The sequence below is a fragment of the Gordonia sp. (in: high G+C Gram-positive bacteria) genome (assembly GCF_012515855.1).
Taxonomy (GTDB): Bacteria; Actinomycetota; Actinomycetes; order Mycobacteriales; family Mycobacteriaceae; genus Gordonia.
This window is the reverse complement of sequence record NZ_JAAYXO010000074.1, coordinates 1-18353: the sequence shown is the minus strand read 5'-3', so window position 1 is coordinate 18353 and position 18353 is coordinate 1. Positions and strand designations below refer to the sequence as shown.

Here is an 18353-nt window from a genome sequence, read left to right as displayed (position 1 = left end):
GCCTACACCCGCGACGATCGTCGCGTGATGATCCTCGACGACCCGCCGCGGGTGGAACGCGACCCCGACGGCGCACGGCGGGAAGCCTGGGAACGGGTGCACCAGATGGTGAACGCATGATGCGGCGGGTGTCGCTCGGCGTCCTCGGCTGCGTCGGGGCGCTCGCGTTGGTCGGATGCTCGGATGCGGAGAGCCCGGTCGCGTCGACGGCAGGCGCATCGGTGACGACGACCTCGCCGGTCTCGTCCCCGTCCGCCTCGACTTCGCCAGGGAAGACGTCGGTGTCGGGGTCGCTCGGCTCGTCGTCGTTCGGTTCGTCGGAGGCGGTGCTGCCGCCGCCGTACATCGCGTCGGCCACCTGGGCCGACACCGCGGTCGGACCGAGCCTGCAGGTCGCGCCGACGAATAACGGTCGCAAGGTCGCGTCCCCGACGGCGGGAGCGAAGGCCTGGGCCGAGGTCCTGGCGCTCGACCCGAGCGCCGACACCCCGGGCATGAAGGCGCAGTTCGACTTCCACTGGACCTTCGCGCGCCTGGTGGAGCCGAACAAGCCGACCTGGAATCTGGAGCCCGGCCGCCCCGTCGTGAGTCCGGATGAGATGGTCCGCACCAGGTGCAACCCCGGCTTCGCGGAGGAGTAGGGTACCCGAACCCCTTGCGCCGCAGTCGCCAACGCGTCGTCGCACCACGCTGTCCCTCCGCCGTTGCCACTGTCATCGTTGCCTCACGCTGATCGAGTAAGTGAGGAGCGGAGCGACGAGCGCATCGAAATCGACGCCGGGCTGGGTCCCGCGAACCACGGCCGTCCACCCGACATCCGACGGCAGAAATGTCCGACCCTGCCACTAGAGTCTGACCCGTGATCACCGGTGACTTGAAGAACAAGATCGACGCTGTCTGGAATTCGTTCTGGTCGGGCGGCATCAGCAATCCGCTCGAGGTGATCGAGCAGGTCACGTACCTGCTGTTCATCCGTCGTCTGGACGAGTTGCAGACGCGCGCGGAGAAGAAGGCACGGGTCACCGGGAAGATCGAGAACCCGACGTTCCTGCCGGGGCAGGATCATCTGCGGTGGAGCGTGTTCAAGAACTCCGCCCCGGAGGTCATGTTCCAGACTGTCGGCGAGCAGGTGTTCCCGTTCCTCCGGCAGCTCGGAGGCGACGATTCGACGTTCGGCGAGCACATGAAGGACGCTCGCTTCACGATCCCGACGGCGGCGCTGTTGAGCAAGGTTGTCGACATGCTCGACGACATCCCGATGGACAACCGGGACACCAACGGCGATCTCTACGAGTACCTGCTGTCGCAGATCGCCTCCGCGGGCAAGAACGGTCAGTTCCGGACGCCGCGGCACATCATCGAGATGATGGTGGCGATGACCGCTCCCGCACCAGGCGACGAGATCTGCGACCCGGCGTGCGGTACCGCAGGCTTCCTGGTGGAAGCGAGCGAGTACCTGCGCGAGCACCATGCCGATGCGCTGCTGAATGCGGAGCAGCGCAACCACTTCCACCACTCGATGTTCCACGGCTACGACTTCGACTCGACGATGCTGCGGATCGGCAGCATGAACATGCTGCTGCACGGGATCGAGGCGCCTGATATCCGCTACCGTGACTCCCTCTCTGAAGGTGCGAGTGAGGATGCGGACAAATACACGCTGATTCTGGCGAACCCGCCGTTCGCCGGCTCTCTGGACTATGAGTCCACGAGCAAGGAGCTGCAGGTGGTCGCGAAGACCAAGAAGACCGAGCTGTTATTCCTGGCCCTGTTCTTGAAGTTGTTGAAGCCGGGTGGTCGTGCGGCGGTGATCGTGCCGGACGGCGTGCTGTTCGGGTCGACGAAGGCGCACAAGGCGTTGCGGACGATCCTCGTCGAGGAACAGAAGCTCGACGCGATCGTGAAGCTCCCGTCCGGGGTGTTCAAGCCGTACGCGGGGGTGTCGACGGCGATCGTGTTCTTCACGAAGACCAACTCCGGTGGCACCGACGACGTCTGGTTCTACGACGTACAGGCCGACGGCTTCTCCCTCGACGACAAGCGCAACCCGATCGAGGCCAACGATCTTCCCGACGTCGTCGCGCGCTGGAAGACCTTGTCGGATGAGGACTCGCCCGAACATGCGCGTGCCCGGACCGATCAGAGCTTCGTGGTCCCGAAGGCCGACATCGTGGCGCAGGGCTACGACTTTTCGATCAACCGGTACAAGCAGATCGAGTACGACGAGGTGGAGCACCGCCCGCCGCTGGGCATCATCGCCGACATTGAGGCGTTGAACGGCGAGATCGCTGCTGGTGTGGCTGAGTTGAAGGCGATGCTGTCGTGACGGTACTTGCGGATGTGCTCGATGTAGCCGGCCGGCCTGAGCGGATTAGTGCCCCGGGAGAAGAGCTGTTTGTGACGGTGAAGTTGAACTGTGGCGGCGCGGTTCAGCGGGTGGTCAAGAGTGGCAAGGTTCCAGTTCCATTTACCGGATATCGCGTTCGTGCAGGCCAATTCATCTACTCGCGCATCGACGCCCGTAATGGAGCGTTCGCGATAGTTCCCGAGGAACTCCATGGGGCGGTCGTGTCGAAGGACTTTCCGGTATTCGATGTGCGACGTGAGCAGATCGATGAACGGTATCTGGTACATTTTCTGCGTGCGGGTCGCCTGCAGGAGAAGATTCGTGCGGCAAGTTTCGGTGCGACTAATCGGCAGCGGATCACCGAAGAGCATCTGCTCGGGTTTGAGATCTTCCTGCCTCCCCTCGACGAACAACGCCGCATCGCCGCGATCCTCGACCAAGCCGACGCCATCCGCACCAAGCGTCGCCAGACGTTGGCCCACCTCGACGACCTTACGAAGTCGATCTTCCAGGCGAGAGTTGGAGATCCGCGTACGAACCGATATGGGTTTAGAATCGCGAGAATTGGAGATGTTTCAATGGTCGTGACCGGTAATTCTCCGTCGAGGCTTGATTCGGACAACTTTGGATCGCAGATCGAGTGGATAAAATCGTCAAACATTGGGGGTCACGTAGCGAGTCGGGCGGAGGAGTGCCTGTCAGAGAAGGGCATGAGTCATGCGCGCATGGTTAATCGTGGTTCCGTGCTGGTCACCTGCATTGCGGGTAGTCCTGAGAGTATCGGAAAATGTTCGATCGTTGATCGCGATGTTGCATTCAATCAGCAGATTAACGCTGTGGTCCCGGGCGAGGAGGTTCTGGCGCTGTTTTTGCTGCAACAGTTGAAGAATTTCCCCGGCATTGTTCGCGAAAAGTCAACTGGTGGAATGAAAGGCCTTGTGAACAAGAGTGCGTTCGAGTCAATTGGAATCCTCGTTCCACAGATTGAAGTGCAGGAATCGGTTGTTAACAGGCTGTCGGTAGTGTGGTCAGAACAGGCAGCTGTCCAACGCGCCCTCGCCGCCGCCGACGAACTCTTCGCCTCTCTCCAATCCCGAGCCTTCCGAGGCGAACTCTGATGGCGGCACCGACGTGGGATCAGTACATGGCTCCGACGCTGCGCGCCTCGCTGGACGGTGAGATCCGTCGGAATCGGGACCTTGTTCAGGCCGCGTCGGACCTTCTCGGGCTGTCGGAGGAGCAGCGCGCGATCGTCATCCCGTCCGGCCAGAACCAGTGGGTGAACCGCGGGAACTGGTCGCTGTCGTACCTGACTCGGGTCGGGGCGCTGGAGCGGACGAGTCGTGCGCACTATCGGATCACCGACGTCGGACGGAAGCTGCTCGCCGATCATCCGGACGGGATTACGGAGAAGCATCTCCGGGCGCTGTCCGGTGACCCGAATGCGCCGCACACCTGGAAGGCCTTTCCGAGTCCAAGCGGGGAGGCTGCGGCAGTGGTGCCGTCAGAAATCGAGACGGCGCTCGATCCGCGTGAGCAGATCGAAGAGGGGATCGCTCGGATCAAGGCAGACGTCGCGGATCAGTTGCTGAGTCGATTGCTGGACCAGGATTGGGCGTTCTTCGAGAAGGCGGTGCTGGACCTGCTGATCGGTATGGGCTACGGCGGAGCCGAGGGATCGGCACTCCATACTCGGCTGTCGAAGGACGGCGGCATCGACGGGGTGATCGACCAGGACGCGCTCGGACTGTCGCGGATCTACGTGCAGGCGAAGCGGTACGGACCCGACAACATCGTCGGTCGGCCCGCGATTCAAGGCTTTGTCGGTGCTCTCGCCGGCAACCAGGCCAGTCAAGGTGTCTTCATAACGACCAGCAGGTACAGCGCCGATGCCATCGCCTATGCTGACTCGGTGCCGACGCGCGTCGTCTTGATCGACGGGGATCGTCTGACTCGCTTGATGATCAGGTTCGGTGTCGGCGTCCAGGTGAAGCAGACGCTGCACGTCGTCGAAGTGGATGAAGACTTCTTCGAGTAACGCCTCAGCCGATCGTTTCCCGGTGGTCGTCACGACGAGAAGGGTACGTTGACGGTAATCGTTGAACTCGCCGATTCCTGACTGCTTTGTCGGTTTGGCCAGACACGGAATGGGTATTTTCCATGGGAACAGCGCAAACACGCTTCTGCGGTAAGTGTGAGAGGCACGTACCGCTTCGCTACTACAATCCCGGGACGTTTCGTTGCAACGACGGGTGCCTGAGTTCGACGCAGCGAATCAGGCAACAATCCAAGAGCGGAGCCCCGCAAAAGTCTCGTGGGAAATCCGGTGGTTCAGCGCGTAAGAAAAAAGCGGGCAAGGCTGCGTCACCGGGTGAGACCCGCAGATGTCCGAGATGCCTCCGCAACGTCTCTGTTCGTTCTGGTGTCCTCGTTTCTCATAACAACCGACGTTCATTGCCCTGCGCGGGATCTCGGTTGCCGATTCCTGAAGTCAGTCAGGACGCACTTGACCACCGGATCTCCGGGAGTTTCGAGGGCGGTCGTCGCTGATGCGTCGGCGGGTCGTGATGTTCTACGCGCCGAGCGACGTTACGTGCGGACTGGTTTCCAATGGCTCAAATGCTCGATGACCGTTGGCGCGTCCCGAACGAGTGTCGTTCTCCGCGCCACGACGCCCGCCTGTTGAAGGTGACCGATCAGCACGATCGGCGCTACCTGGAGGTCGTCAGCGACGCGCCGGATCCATGACGAATCGATTCTGGCGGGTGTCTGCGGAATCTCGCCGGCGACGGCGAACGTGCTCGCGAGTTGGTCGGCGTCGTCCTCGCGGGCTCCATCGGAGGCGGCGAAATCGTCGAGGATCACTTCGTCGTTGTTCAAGTGCCCTAGCAAGACATGCGATACCTCGTGGAGCAGAGTGAACAGAATCTTGTCGAGTCGTTTGCCGCGGCCCGAAAGCCCGATCACGGGTGTGCCCCCGTCGAGTAGTGCGCAGCCGTCCAACTTCCCGCCGGGAAACGACTCGATGTAGACGAGCTTCACGCCCACCTCGGCGAACATCGATTGGAAGTTCGCGAACGAACTGGGGTCGCGAGCGAGGCGCGACAGATTTCCGGCGAGGTGTTGAAGCGCTTCGTGATTGAACCGTGCGACGGGCAGCTTTTTGGCGACGGATCGCACGCATGCTGCCCAGGCCTGTTGCAGTCCCGTGGTTCTTTCGGCGGTGTTACTCCGCCGAGCGGCGAACTGGAAGCGAGGTGCCTCATCGATCGACGAGATCTCAAAGAGGTCCATGACTTCGCGCGCTTGCTGGTTCACGTCGTTGGGTGTCATGAATCCTCGTTGGACGAGGAGTGCAACCGGCGCAAGCTCGTGCATCTTGGCGCGGAGTTGTATCTCGGCGAGGGACTGCTGGGACTCCGCGTCCTGCGACTGCTGCCATAGTAGATAGGAATTCTGGAGGTTGAGCCAGATCTCGGCTGATGTTCCGAGTGCGGCGCCGATCTGAGCTGCGGATTCCCGCGTGATCTCCTTCTTGCCAGAGATAATCTCCGAAACGAACTGGGCAGGGCGGCCAAGTATGGTGGCGAACTCAGCATGTGTCAGTTCCCGTGCATCAAGTTCGTCGGCCAGGTGCTCGCCTGCGGGGAACAGTTCGGCGGCGAGGGGCGTGTCCATGAGTTCACCGTCCTTTCAGTGGTAGTCGACCATCTCCACGACGATCACAACGCGACCGTCGGCAACGGTGCGAAATTTGATGATGAGTCGGTATTGCTTGTTGAGTCGAATGGAGGACGTGCCAGCACGGTCGCCACTCAGCTTCTCGAGTCGCAGCGAACGGAGGGCGTAGAGGTCCCGTTCGTCGACGGCAGCGGCAAGTATTTGAATCTTCTTGCGGTAGGCCGTGAGGACGTCCGGTCCCCAGCCCTTCGGGCGATACTGGCGGTCGGAGGCCGCGCGTTGGAGGGTGTCGTCCTCGAAAATGATGCGCAAAGAGGCTGCCTCACATGACTTGTGGCGTTCAGGTCGGCGCTGACTGAACGCCGGTGCAAATCATCTTGTCGCATCAGCTTCACCTCTTCGCTGAAGCATACTTGACGACACCGTTACAGTGCAACTGTAACCGTGCGCGGATCTGTGCGGCGGTCCTCGCTGCGGGACTGTCGGTGTCGATCGTTAGCATGACGTTCAAACGTTCATCACAGACAAATCGGGGGTTGAAAAGTGAAGCGGATCTGTTCGTTGCTCGCACTGGGTGGGCTGGCCGTCGTGCTGGCGGCGTGCTCTGAGAATCAGGCTGCGAGCGAGTCGACCACAGCGTCGTCTGCGCAATCCTCGTCGGCGGCGTCTGTGACGGACGTGGACTCAGCGGAGTATCAGAGTGCGTCGTACCCGGGGTTGATTGAGTGGCAGTACGCCTCCGGTCGATGGTGCACCGCGGGAACAGGTTTCGGAGCGGGTTCGGGCGAGATGAAGGTGACGTGCGCGGTAGCCTTCCCGAAGGGATCGCCCACGGTCAAGAACGACGTCTTCGTCGGTGAGCCGAACACCATCAGGCTCTCGAAGCAGGGGACCGAGGCGACGATCGAAGAAGGCGGATCGACCACCGCGAAGCGGCTGGCTCCCGACCATCGGATCACCATCGACGGTTTTTCATGCACCGCACTGACGAACGACGGAATCGAATGCTCGTCGGGTGCTGCCGGATTCAAGGTCGTCGGAGGCACGTTGACGCGTTCTGGAATTGAGATCGCTCCGTCGACGCCTGACGCGCCGACGTCGACGACAGAGAGCAGCGCTCCGGCAACCGACGGTTCGCCGATGGAGAACTACACGGAGGGCACCGAACCTGTCGCACCCGGAACTCTGTGCGGCGTCTCCACTGGGAACACGCCCGTCACGGTCGTCAGTGGTCGCATCTCCTGCACCGACGCGATCGCGGTGATCGACGGCTACAAAGCCCTGCCGAACGACGGAACGTACGGGTCGAGCAATATCCGCATGTACCAGGGCTACAACTGTGCGACCACAACGCTCGGCATGGTGGACGACCTCGGCTACACGATGCGCTGCAGCAAGGGTGACATCGATCTGCAGGTGCCGAAGTTCTGACCGGTATGTCGTAACCACGGCATAGGATCACAGGCGATGGGCAACTTCGACTTCGTACACACCACGCTCCCGGCGGTCTATGAGGACTGCGCTCGCGCCGAAAGCTACATGCGGTCCGATCCCCGGTCGGCGTGCGTCTACGCGCGTCGGGCAGTGGAACTGCTGGTCGGGCATCTCTACCGCGTGATGAATCTGGCCGACCCGTACCGGGACGATCTGTCCGCGCACATCAACGATGGTGCGTTCAAGGCCCGGGTGGGCAACGGAATCGTCGCCAAGCTGAACCTGATTCGCAAGGTCGGCAACACCGCCGCGCACGAGGTTCAGCCGATCCCGCCGAATGCTGCGTTCCAGGTGATCAAAGACCTGCACCACGTGATGCTCTGGGCGTCGTACAACCATTCGCCGAATCCCGCAGCGGCACCGATGGGCGCGCGGTTCGACATCGCGCTGGCCAAGAAGTCGGCGCCGCTCAGCAAGGCCGAGGTCGCTCGCCTGCTGCAGATGTTCAACGACCAGGACGAAGCACACAAGCAGGCGCTCGCGGAAAAGGAAGGGCTCCTCGCCGAACAGGAAGCCGAGATCGCCAGGCTCCGCAAGGAGATCGAGGCCGCCCAGGCGACCAAGACCGCACCCGACGACCGCGACTACGACGAGAGCGCGACGCGCGATGCCGTCATCGACGTTCTCCTGAACGAGGTCGGCTGGCCGCTGGACCAGGCGCGCGACCGCGAGTACGAGGTCAGCGGGATGCCGAGCGCCAGCGGCACCGGGTACGTGGACTACGTCCTCTGGGGCGCCGACGGCCTGCCGCTCGCTGTGGTGGAAGCGAAGCGGACCAGCAAGTCGCCGCAGGTGGGCAAGCAGCAGGCGTCGCTCTATGCCGACTGCCTGGAGCGGAAGTTCGGTCGGCGCCCTGTCATCTTCTACACCAACGGCTACGAGCACTGGATGTGGGACGACGCCGCAGGGTATCCGCCGCGCCAGGTCCGCGGCTTCTATACACGTGATGAGTTGGAGCTCCTGATCCAGCGGCGCACCACTAGGCAGCCACTGTCGGCAGCGTCGACCAATGCGGAGATCGCGGGCCGTCCCTATCAACAGCGGGCCATCCGAGCGGTCGATGCCGTGTTCGACAACAAGAACCGCGAAGCCCTCCTCGTCATGGCGACCGGAACAGGAAAGACGCGGACCGTTGTCGCCCTCGTCGATCAGTTGATGAAGGCGAACTGGATGAAGCGGGTCCTGTTCCTCGCCGACCGCACGGCCCTGGTCTCACAGGCTGTCGGCGCGTTCAAGGAGCACCTGCCGAGTGCCACCACCGTCAACCTGGTGACCGAGAAGTCCACGGAGGGACGGGTCTTCGTCTCCACCTACCCGACGATGATGAACCTGATCAATGCCGTCGACGAAAGTGGCCGACGATTCGGTCCCGGTTATTTCGACCTCATCATCATCGACGAGGCTCACCGCTCGGTGTACGCCAAGTACGGTGCGATCTTCGACTACTTTGACTCCCTGCTCGTGGGCTTGACCGCGACGCCGAAGGACGAGGTGGACCACAACACGTACCGCCTGTTCCATCTGGAGGACGGCGTCCCGACCGATGCGTACACCCTGGAGGAGGCCGTCGACGCCGGCTACTTGGTGCCGCCGAAGGCCATCAGTGTCGGCACCAAGTTCCTTCGCTCGGGCATTCGGTACGACGAGCTGACGCCGGAGGAGAAGGACCAGTGGGACCTGCTGGACTGGGGTGAGGACGGACCGCCCGACGAGGTGGACTCCGAGGCGATCAACCGTTTCCTGTTCAACACCGACACGGTCGACAAAGTGCTGAAGCACCTGATGACGCAGGGGCACACGGTGGAGGGTGGTGATCGACTCGGCAAGACGATCATCTTCGCCAAGAGTCGCAGGCACGCGGAGTTCATCGGCGAGCGTTTCGACATCAACTACCCGCAGTACGCGGGACAGTTCGCGCGGGTCATCACGCACGGGACGCCGTACGCGGAATCGCTCATCGACTCGTTCAAGCAGGTGGACAAGGCGCCACACATCGCGATCAGTGTGGACATGCTCGATACCGGCATCGACGTGCCCGAGGTGGTGAACCTCGTCTTCTTCAAGATGGTGCGCGCCAAGTCGAAGTTCTGGCAGATGATCGGTCGTGGCACTCGACTGTGCCCGAACCTGTACGGGCCGGGCCACGACAAGAAGGACTTCTTCGTCTTCGACTTCTGCGGCAACCTCGAGTTCTTCAGCCAAGACCTGCCCGGCTCCGAGGGGCAGACGCAGAAATCGCTGTCGCATCGGATCTTCGAGGCACGCGTGGCACTGATCCGCGGACTCGCAGTGGCGGAGGACCCTGCCGAGCGGACGCTGCGCGACGACACGGCCGTCACGCTGCGCGAGATCGTCGCAGGCATGAACCTTGACAACTTCGTCGTGCGGCCGCACCGCAGAGCCGTCGAACGCTTCGCGGAGCCCGACGCGTGGGAGTCGCTGTCTGCGGAGGATGCCGAGCAACTCGACGCCATCGCCGGGCTGCCGTCGACGGTGGGCGACGCCGACGAGCAGGCGAAGCGATTCGACATCTTGATCCTGCGCCGCCAACTCGCACAGCTGGACGGGGACACGTCGACGGCTGAACGCATCCGGGAGACCGTGCAGGCGATCGCCGCGCAGTTGAAGGGCATGGACGCGATTCCCTCGGTGAAGCAGCAGATGGAACTGTTGGAGTCCGTCGCCGGCGACGAGTGGTGGATCGACGTGACCCTGCCGATGCTGGAGTTGGCGCGCCTGCGGATCCGCGGTCTCGTGAATCTGATCAGACGGGAGCCCGCGAATCCCATCTACAGCACCTTCACGGACACGATGATCGACGGCGTCGTCGTCGACCTCCCGGGCGTCACTCCGGGTACGAACCTGGAGCGCTTCCGTTCCAAGGCGGAGGCGTATCTGAAGGCGAACGTCGATCACGTCGCACTGCAACGCCTTCGCCGCAACAAGCAGTTGACCGCAGACGACCTGACGTCGTTGGAGGCCATGCTCATCGACAGCGGTGTCGGCGACCAAGGGGATCTGACGTGGGCGTCATCCCAGCCCGGTGGCTTGGGCATCTTCATCCGCGGCCTGGTGGGACTGGATCGCGGGGCGGCCTCGGATGCGTTCGCCGAGTTCCTTGACGGCTCCCGCTTCTCCGTCGAGCAGATCCGCTTCGTGGACCTGATCATCGACGAGCTGACCAAAAACGGCGTCATGGAGCCGGGACGGTTGTTCGAGAGCCCGTACATCGACAACGCGTCGGACGGCGTGGCCGGAGTCTTCGACGACAACGGTGTCGACGGAATCCTGGCGGTGCTGCAGTCGGTGCGGGAGTCGGCGTTGGTGGCGGCGAGCTGACGGGATCGGCGGGCCAACAATGCTAGTCCGTAGTTCGCGACCGCATGGTGGCTTAACGGTACGTAGTAGGCGATAGGGCTCTCAGTCTGCGAGACGCACTACTCGGCGGGTCGCCATTCTGGATCGTCGAACACGAACGACCCCACGCGGCCCTTGAGGCGGAGCAGGAGCCGTAGGTGGGGATGAGTCTCGGCCGAGTTCGCGCGAATGACAGTGAGTCGATGACCGTCGTTCGCGATGACGCTGTGGACGTGGTCTAGAAGCGGTTGTGGCACGTAACCCAGCAAGGTGCCGCGTGACTCGATCCCGATCGCGCGTGGCTCCGCCGGGTTCTGAGGGTCGGGGACGAGATCGAGCTGCGTACCTTGCTCGAGCCCATCGATGATCGCACTCGCTTTCGGACCTCGGTGGCTGACACCGTGAGCGAGGAAGTGCGCCGTGGTTTCACCGGTGCCCTGGTCGAACGAAGGGAGGGGGATCAGCTCAATGGGGTCGCCTTCGCGATGGCCCCCGGACGCTGCGAGAATCTCCCAGGAATCGGCTGACTCGGCTAGGTCCAGTGATTCGAGATATGCGGGCCGATCGGGACGCTTCGCGCTCATCACCCGCTCAGCGAAGGACGGGAACAATCGAGGGGAACGGTAGTCGCGCTCTAGATCGCTGAAGCCAGTCAGCGGAACGATACCGTTCGTCGCAGCTGAAGCGAGGTACCGGAACCGGTATTCGGATGTGGACCCGGAGTCAGTGGTCCGATCGAGGTAGCCGAGCGCGCGGTACCGCTTGTCGGAAGGAGACCGTCGCGTCACTAAGAGCCGTCGTCCGAGGGCCCGCTGGCCGGTGTCGGCCAGCTGGTCCAGAACCTCAGTGGAGGACATCGATCAGTCGCCTTCTATTCGTCTCAAGCACCGTATGCACAAAGATACGCGTGGGTTCGGACATCTTAGAGCAGCTTGCGATGATCGATTCGCAGTGCGCGAGTTCTAGGGACTCAATTCGCTGGGTCCAGTATTCGCGTGCAGGCTGACTGGCGAGCAACAGGGCAGTCGATGCCAGCTCGACGAGATCGATTCTCGAACCTCCGTCGAAGCGTTTCGTCAGGCCGTTGCGGCACCAATCGGCTGTCCCGTCTTCGCTGACGATCTGGGCGATCTTCGTTTCCCCGAGTCCTGAGCCGAACGCGGTGCCGTGGTCGAACGTCGGGCCGAGGAACTGCGTTCCGTCGGGAGAAGTCAGGATGCCCCAGTTATGGGCATGCCGGTCGGTGTTGGCGATCAGAGCATCAAGCATTAGATAGCCGGCGAACATGTCGAAGGCAGGCCACACCCGGAAAGCGAGGTCAGCGGGGTGCAGTCCGTTGAGGACTGAGTGGATGGCCTCCAGCGTGTGGCCATCGCACGAGTCTGCGTCGAAGCCGATCGGGTCCAATTCCGAGAGCAGGGCTGCGCCGGCGCTCCATGTCCAGTTGTCTGACCGCATGTCTCGGCTCATCGAGCCTTGGACACGAGCGCCGGTAGTCAAGCGAGTGACAGTGGCGAGTTGTGTCTCGGCAGCGGGCATGTGCAGCAGACGGGCAGTTTCGAAGGCGACTTTCTCTGCCCAGTCTTCGCCTCCGACGTGCATCTTCGGGATGTCGCCGCTCTTGATCGCTGCCTTGGAACGCTTCAGTTCCTTGACGGTGCGGGGCTTGAACAACCATCGGCTGATGAGGTCATGGTCGCTCGGCGGGTGGAACCAGCGCTTCTCTTCGTCTCCGCCGGGCTCAGCTTCACCGCGTGTCCACTTGTCGAGATCGAAGATCGGATACGGTGCGGTGCTCGGGATCGGTGGTTCAGGCATCGATGTCGACTTCGATCGCTGGTGCGACAAGTCGTGTGCTGGTTCGGACATCTATGCGATCGAAGGCACTGTCGCCCCGAGCGTCCATGTATGGCCCTCCCGTCTCGCCTGGTCGGTGACCACTTTACGGAGATGCGCGAAACGGAGAATAGGTTATCCACAGGTCTGCGAATCCGCGGTTCTCGCGCGATTCAGCGGCATCCGCATGCGCAGGGAGCACACGGATGTCGCTGAGCCCCCGGACGCGTCAGACGGCGACGCCGACCCGATCGAGCAGGCCTTCCCGCGCTGCGCGGTACTCGGCGGCGAGCCGGTCGACGGTCTCGGCGACCGTCGTGCGCGACGACACCGAGCCGATGCCCTGACCCGATCCCCACACGTCGCGCCAGGCCTTGACCTCGCCGAGACCGCCGTTCAGCGGGTCGGGGCCGGAGGTGGGCTTGGGCAGATCGGCAGGGTCGAAGCCGTGCTTCTCGATGCTTCCGCGCAGGTAGTTGCCGTGGACGCCGGTGAAGGTGCTGCTGTAGACGATGTCGTCGGCGGCGGAGGCCACCACCATGTCTTTGTAGTCGTCGACCACGTTGGCCTCGTCGGTGGCCAGGAACGCCGAGCCGATGTAGGCGAAGTCGGCGCCCGCGGCGAGCGCGGCAAGGATGGAGCGGCCGTGGGCGATGGCGCCCGACAGCAGGAGTGGGCCGTCGAACCACTCGCGAATCTCCTGGACCAGCGCGAACGGCGACAGCGTGCCCGCGTGCCCGCCCGCACCCGCTGCGACCGCGATCAATCCGTCGGCGCCGCGCTCGACGGCCTTGCGGGCGAAAGTGTTGTTGACGACGTCGTGCAGGACGATGCCGCCGTACGAGTGGACGGCGTCGTTCACGTCCTGGCGCGCGCCGAGGGAAGTGATGACGATCGGCACTCGGTGCTCGACGATCGTCGCGAGGTCTTCCTCGAGTCGGTCGTTGGACCGGTGGACGATCTGATTCACGGCGAACGGTGCCACGACGGCATCGGGATCGGCGGCGGCGTACGCGGCGTTGGATTCGGTGATCTCATCGAGCCAGTCCGACAGCTGGGACGCCGGTCGGGCGTTCAACGCCGGGAACGACCCGATGACGCCGGCCTGGCATTGGGCGCTCACCAGTCGGGGACCCGATGCGATGAACATCGGCGACGCGACGACGGGAACGGTGAGCGGGGTCTGAAGGATCTCCGGGAGTGTCATGTTTCGAACGATACAGTCAGAGATGACTGTTTTGTCAACGGTCAGTGCGAGAACGTGGAGAATGAGACGGGTGGAACGAAGACAGCAGGACCGGGCGGCACAGACGCGCGATGTGATCCTCGAAGCGGCGGCGAAGGTGCTGTTCGAGGAGGGGTACTCGGCGGCGACGACCCTGCACATTCAGCAGGTCGCCGGGGTCTCCCGCGGCCGACTGCTCCACCATTTCCCGTCGCGCGAGGTGCTCCTGACCGCTGCGGTGCACCACCTCGCCGACGTGCGGATCGCCGAACTGACGGCGGGCGTCACGATCCCCGTCGACCTCGGCGATCGGATCCGGTTCGCCGTCGCCGCGATGTGGGAGATCACCGGGCAGTCGTGCTTCTGGGCGACGATGGAACTCTGGATGGGCGCGCGGACGGCCAATCCGGAACTGCGCGAGGCGCTCTCGGGGGTGGAGCGGAAGATGCTCGGCATCCTGCGCGACCGGGCCGACGAGCTCTTCGGCGAGCGGGTGACGGCCCAGCCGGACTACCACCGGACCCGGGAGGTGATGATCACGTCGATGCGCGGTGCGCGTCTGGCCTACACCTTCCATCCGCGTGATCCAGAGACCGACCCGGCCCTCGGTCACTGGGAGGCGATGTTCGAGGCGATTCTTTCGGGCTAGCCCATCCGCGGGTTGACGCTGCTGTACTCCGGCGCGCGATTACTCCCGCGCGCGCATCCCCACGACGCGGCACACGACGTAGATCGCGAACGAGATGGTCGTGACCATCACCGACACCGGGAGTTCGGGGGCCAGCGACAGGATCACACCGCCGATCGCCGAGACCTCGGCGAAGACGATCGACAGGATCAGCACGGTCGTCGGATTCGCCGACAACCGCACCGCGGCGGCCGCGGGGGTGATCAGCAGGCTCATCACCAGCAGGGCGCCGATGATCTGGACGCCCTGGGCGGCGGCGAGGCCGACGAGGATCGCGAAGATCACCGACAGTGCGCGGACCGGCACGCCGGAGGCGACGGCGACGCGCGGATCGAGGCTGGCGAACATCAGCGGCCGGTAGATCGCGGCGTACACCGCGACGATCACGACGGCGGTCACCGACACGGCGATGAGACCGTCGCGCCCGACGCTGACCACCTGGCCGGTCAACAGCGAGAACCCGGTGCCGACGCGGCCGTACAGGCTCAGGAACAGCACGCCGAGGCCGAGGCCGAAGGCCATCACGGCACCGATTACCGAGTCGCGCTCGCGGGCGCGGTTGCCGAGCAGTCCGAACACGGCAGCGGCCAGCACCGCGCCGATGATGCCGCCGATGTTCACGCTCACGCCGGCCAGCAATGCCGCGGCCGCGCCGGTGAACGACAACTCGGCGGCGCCGTGGACGGCAAAGCTCATCTGCCGGGCGACGATCATCGGCCCGAGCAGGCCGCCGATCAGGCCGAGCAGGGCGATCGCGATCAGCGACTGCTGCACGAAGCCGCGGGACAGCAGGTCGGCGGTCTGCGAGAAGTTCCAGAACTGTCCCATGTCGGCGGCCAGGAGGGTCGTCGAAGTTCCGTTCACAGATCGTCTCCTGCGACGGCGAAGCCGACATCGGTTCCGAGCACGTCGCCCGGATAGGTGTGGGCGTTGCAGTGGTGGTCGTCCTCGCCGCCGATCACGACCAGGCGACCGCCGATCCGCAGGACTTCCACCGGACTGCCGTACAGCTCGGTGAGCGTCCGGGAGTTCATCACTTCCTCCACCGTGCCGATCCGGAACGACCCGCCCGCCAGGTACAGCACGCGGTCGACGAACGGCAGCACCGGATTGAGCTCGTGGGTCACGAAGAGGATCGCCGTGTCGTCGCGCTTGCGGCGGGTGTCGAGCAGGTCGACCACCACCTGCTGGCTGGCGAGATCCAGGCTGGCCAGGGGCTCGTCGCACAGCAGCAACGACGGGTCGCGCGTGAGGGCCTGCGCGATCCGCAGTCGCTGCTGCTCGCCGCCTGACAGCAGGCCCAGCGGTCGTTCGGCGAACGCCGACGCCCCGACCTGCTCGATGGCTGCGGCGACGGCCTCGCGTCGCTTGGCGATCCCGCGGAGTCCGAAACCCCATTGCGCGCCGTCGACGCCGAAGCCCACCAGGTCACGGCCCCGGAGCATCATGCTGTCCGAGTCCGCGGCGTGCTGCTGCGGAACGTAGCCGATGTCGCCGTGCGCGGTGATGGTGCCGGAACTCAACTCGGTCTGGCCCAGGATCGCGCGCAGCAGGGAGGTCTTGCCCGACCCGTTGGGGCCCAGGACGGCGACGAACTCGCCGGGCTCGATGTCGAGGTCCAGGCCGCGCCACAGGATGCGGTCGCCGAACTGCAGGCCTGCGTCACGGAACTCGAGGACGGGCCCGCTCACGAGTCGAGGGCCTTGGCGAGCGCGTCGATCTGTGCGCGCTGCCATGCGATGAAGTCGGTGGTCCCGGCCGGGAGGGTCTCGGTGAACTCGACGACCGGAATGCCCGCCTTGCCTGCGGCGGCGAGAACGGCCTTGGTGCTCGCGTCGACGGCCTGGGTGTTGTAGATCAGCACCTTCGCGGTGCGTGAGGAGATGAGGTCGTCGAACTTCGCGCGGTCGGCCGCGGACGGTGACTGGCCCTGCTCGACGGCGTTGACGAAGCCCTCGGGGGCGACGTCGACGAGCCCGGCGTCGGCCAGAATCGCCACGGCGAGGGGCTCGGTGGCGGCCACCTTCTGGCCGTTGTGCTTGGTCTTGATCTCGGCGAGCGAGGCCTTGAGTCCGTCGATCTCTCCGGTGAACTCGGCGGCGCGCTGACGGTAGTAGTCGGCGTTCGTCGGGGCGATCCGCGCCAGTTCGTCGGCGATCGCCTCGGCGGTGTCGGCGACGGCGACCAGGTCGTAGAAGACGTGCTCGTTGCCGCGTGAGGGGTCGGAACGGACGTCGGCGGCGATCACCTTGCTGCCCTTGGCGTCCTGGGCCGCCGTGGCGATGAACTCGTCGTAGTGGCCGCCGTTCATCACGATCAGATTCGCGTCGAGCACGCGTGCGGTGTCGGCGCTGGACGGCTCGAACTCGTGGGGATCGCCGTCGGGCGAGGAGTAGAGCGCGGTGACGTCCGCGTGCTCGCCGCCGACTGCCGAGGCCACCGCCGCCCACACGTCGGTCGATGCGACGACCACCGGCTTGTCGGTCGCGACCGGACCGTCGCTGCCGCTGCATGCGGTTGCGACGACAGCCGTGATGAGCGCCAGGAGCGCCAGGAGTGCGCGTCGCGCGGTCCTGGTATCTGTCATGCGGGGATCCACCTTCGAGGGATAATGAAAATCGTTCCCGGCAAGTGTATTACCGATCCGCGACAGTTGTCCAAGCGATGCTTGCATTCGCATGTGTCGCCGGGTATGCGCCGAATCGCACAGGCGGACGCCGCGGGTATCGCAGAGGCGGACGCCGCGGCATCCGGGGATTCATTACTCTGGATCCCATGACGGCTGGTCCCACCCCGAGGCGGATCGCACTGTTGTCGGTGCACACGTCCCCATTGGCGCAGCCCGGCACGGGGGATGCCGGCGGCATGAACGTGTACGTGTGGCAGACCGCCACCCGGCTGGCGCGCCGCGGCGTCGAGGTCGAGATCTTCACGCGCGCGACGGCGTCGACCGATGAGCCGGTGGTGCAAGCTGCGCCGGGTGTCACGGTCCGCAACGTGGTCGCCGGTCCCTTCGAGGGGCTCGACAAACGCGACCTGCCCAGTCAGCTCTGTGCGTTCTCGGCCAACGTGCTGCGAGCGGAAGCCGCCCAGGATCCCGGTCATTACGACCTCATTCACTCGCACTACTGGTTGTCGGGTCAGGTCGGGTGGCTGGCGCGTGACCGCTGGGGCGTCCCGCTGATCCACACGGCGCACACGCTCGCCGCGGTCAAGAACGCCTCGCTGGCGGGCGGCGACGCCGCCGAACCGATGCTCCGCATCGTGGGGGAGCAGCAGGTGGTCGACGAGGCCGACCGGCTGATCGCGAACACCGACACCGAGGCCTCCGAACTCGTCGAGATGTACGGGGCCGACCGGTCGACCATCGATGTGGTGGTCCCCGGCGCCGATCTCGACCGTTACTCGCCGGGCGACCGCATGGCGGCCCGGGCCGAACTGGGACTGCGACCGGACGACGTGTTCGTCACCTTCGTCGGCCGGATCCAGCCGCTCAAGGCGCCGGACGTCCTCGTCGCCGCGATGGCGCCGCTCATCAAGGCGGACGCGACCGGGCGACTCCGCGTCATGGTCGTCGGCGGGCCCTCGGGCAGTGGGCTTGCGCAGCCGTCGGCGTTGATCGACCTCGCGGCGCAGCTGGGGATCGCCGATCGCGTCGACTTCCTCCCGCCGCAGCCGCCGGAACGACTGGCGCAGGTGTATCGGGCGTCCGACGTGGTCGCGGT

Annotated in this window: 16 protein-coding genes; 8 read left to right on the top strand and 8 right to left on the bottom strand. The window is 64.4% G+C overall.

The window, feature by feature from the left end:
- The first annotated feature begins 116 nt into the window (after window positions 1-116).
- From GX543_RS05240 to GX543_RS05225, 4 genes are all read left to right on the top strand, one after another.
- A complete protein-coding gene (locus tag GX543_RS05240) occupies window positions 117-641 on the top strand; it encodes a DUF2599 domain-containing protein (RefSeq protein WP_290850318.1) in 525 nt (174 codons plus the stop codon).
- Window positions 642-859: 218 nt separating this feature from the next.
- Window positions 860-2326 carry a class I SAM-dependent DNA methyltransferase gene (locus GX543_RS05235; RefSeq protein ID WP_290850317.1) on the top strand — a complete coding sequence of 489 codons (1467 nt, stop codon included), beginning with the start codon at window positions 860-862 and terminating at the stop codon, window positions 2324-2326.
- Window positions 2323-3465: a restriction endonuclease subunit S gene (locus GX543_RS05230; RefSeq protein WP_290850316.1), complete on the top strand. Its 1143-nt coding sequence runs from the start codon at window positions 2323-2325 to the stop codon at window positions 3463-3465. Before GX543_RS05235 ends, GX543_RS05230 begins: the two co-directional genes overlap by 4 nt.
- Entirely contained in the window at window positions 3465-4385 is a 921-nt protein-coding gene (locus GX543_RS05225) for a restriction endonuclease (RefSeq protein WP_290850315.1), read from the top strand. The genes GX543_RS05230 and GX543_RS05225 overlap by 1 nt, the downstream gene beginning before the upstream one ends.
- A 551-nt stretch (window positions 4386-4936) precedes the next feature.
- Here GX543_RS05225 and GX543_RS05220 read toward each other — a convergent pair.
- Entirely contained in the window at window positions 4937-6025 is a 1089-nt protein-coding gene (locus GX543_RS05220; RefSeq protein ID WP_290850314.1) for a HigA family addiction module antitoxin, read from the bottom strand.
- A 15-nt stretch (window positions 6026-6040) separates the two neighbouring features.
- The gene (locus GX543_RS05215; protein ID WP_290850313.1) at window positions 6041-6340 is read right to left on the bottom strand and encodes a type II toxin-antitoxin system RelE/ParE family toxin; all 300 of its coding nucleotides are present in this window, start codon (window positions 6338-6340) and stop codon (window positions 6041-6043) included.
- A 477-nt stretch (window positions 6341-6817) separates the two neighbouring features.
- On the opposite strand from GX543_RS05215, the gene GX543_RS05210 reads away from it, so the two are divergent.
- Both GX543_RS05210 and GX543_RS05205 read left to right on the top strand, forming a co-directional pair.
- Complete coding sequence (locus GX543_RS05210) at window positions 6818-7459, top strand: hypothetical protein (protein ID WP_290850312.1); 642 nt, start codon at window positions 6818-6820, stop codon at window positions 7457-7459.
- Between the two features lie 36 nt (window positions 7460-7495).
- Window positions 7496-10861, top strand: a complete 3366-nt coding sequence (locus GX543_RS05205) for a DEAD/DEAH box helicase family protein (protein ID WP_290850310.1) — start codon at window positions 7496-7498, stop codon at window positions 10859-10861.
- Between the two features lie 98 nt (window positions 10862-10959).
- On the opposite strand, the gene GX543_RS05200 is transcribed toward GX543_RS05205, so the two are convergent.
- The 3 genes from GX543_RS05200 to GX543_RS05190 all read right to left on the bottom strand — a co-directional run bounded on the left by GX543_RS05200 (window position 10960) and on the right by GX543_RS05190 (window position 13922).
- On the bottom strand, window positions 10960-11736 hold the full coding sequence (locus GX543_RS05200) for an HIRAN domain-containing protein (RefSeq protein WP_290850308.1): 777 nt from the start codon (window positions 11734-11736) through the stop codon (window positions 10960-10962).
- Window positions 11723-12748, bottom strand: coding sequence for a hypothetical protein (locus tag GX543_RS05195; protein WP_290850306.1), 1026 nt, complete (start codon window positions 12746-12748; stop codon window positions 11723-11725). Before GX543_RS05195 ends, GX543_RS05200 begins: the two co-directional genes overlap by 14 nt.
- Before the next feature lie 196 nt (window positions 12749-12944).
- Window positions 12945-13922, bottom strand: coding sequence for a nitronate monooxygenase family protein (locus GX543_RS05190; RefSeq protein WP_290850304.1), 978 nt, complete (start codon window positions 13920-13922; stop codon window positions 12945-12947).
- A gap of 61 nt (window positions 13923-13983) precedes the next feature.
- Between GX543_RS05190 and GX543_RS05185 the strand changes: the two genes are divergently transcribed.
- Window positions 13984-14589, top strand: a complete 606-nt coding sequence (locus GX543_RS05185) for a TetR/AcrR family transcriptional regulator (RefSeq protein ID WP_290850302.1) — start codon at window positions 13984-13986, stop codon at window positions 14587-14589.
- A 39-nt stretch (window positions 14590-14628) separates the two neighbouring features.
- Here GX543_RS05185 and GX543_RS05180 read toward each other — a convergent pair whose 3' ends face one another.
- The 3 genes from GX543_RS05180 to GX543_RS05170 are packed head-to-tail and all read right to left on the bottom strand — an operon-like array spanning window position 14629 to window position 17215.
- Window positions 14629-15456, bottom strand: a complete 828-nt coding sequence (locus GX543_RS05180; RefSeq protein ID WP_290850319.1) for a metal ABC transporter permease — start codon at window positions 15454-15456, stop codon at window positions 14629-14631.
- A gap of 32 nt (window positions 15457-15488) precedes the next feature.
- A complete protein-coding gene (locus GX543_RS05175) occupies window positions 15489-16319 on the bottom strand; it encodes a metal ABC transporter ATP-binding protein (protein ID WP_290850300.1) in 831 nt (276 codons plus the stop codon).
- A complete protein-coding gene (locus GX543_RS05170; RefSeq protein ID WP_290850299.1) occupies window positions 16316-17215 on the bottom strand; it encodes a zinc ABC transporter substrate-binding protein in 900 nt (299 codons plus the stop codon). The genes GX543_RS05175 and GX543_RS05170 overlap by 4 nt, the downstream gene beginning before the upstream one ends.
- Window positions 17216-17403: 188 nt before the next feature.
- Between GX543_RS05170 and mshA the strand changes: the two genes are divergently transcribed.
- A partial coding sequence (gene mshA, locus GX543_RS05165; protein WP_290850297.1) for a D-inositol-3-phosphate glycosyltransferase occupies window positions 17404-18353 on the top strand: 950 nt, incomplete at its 3' end.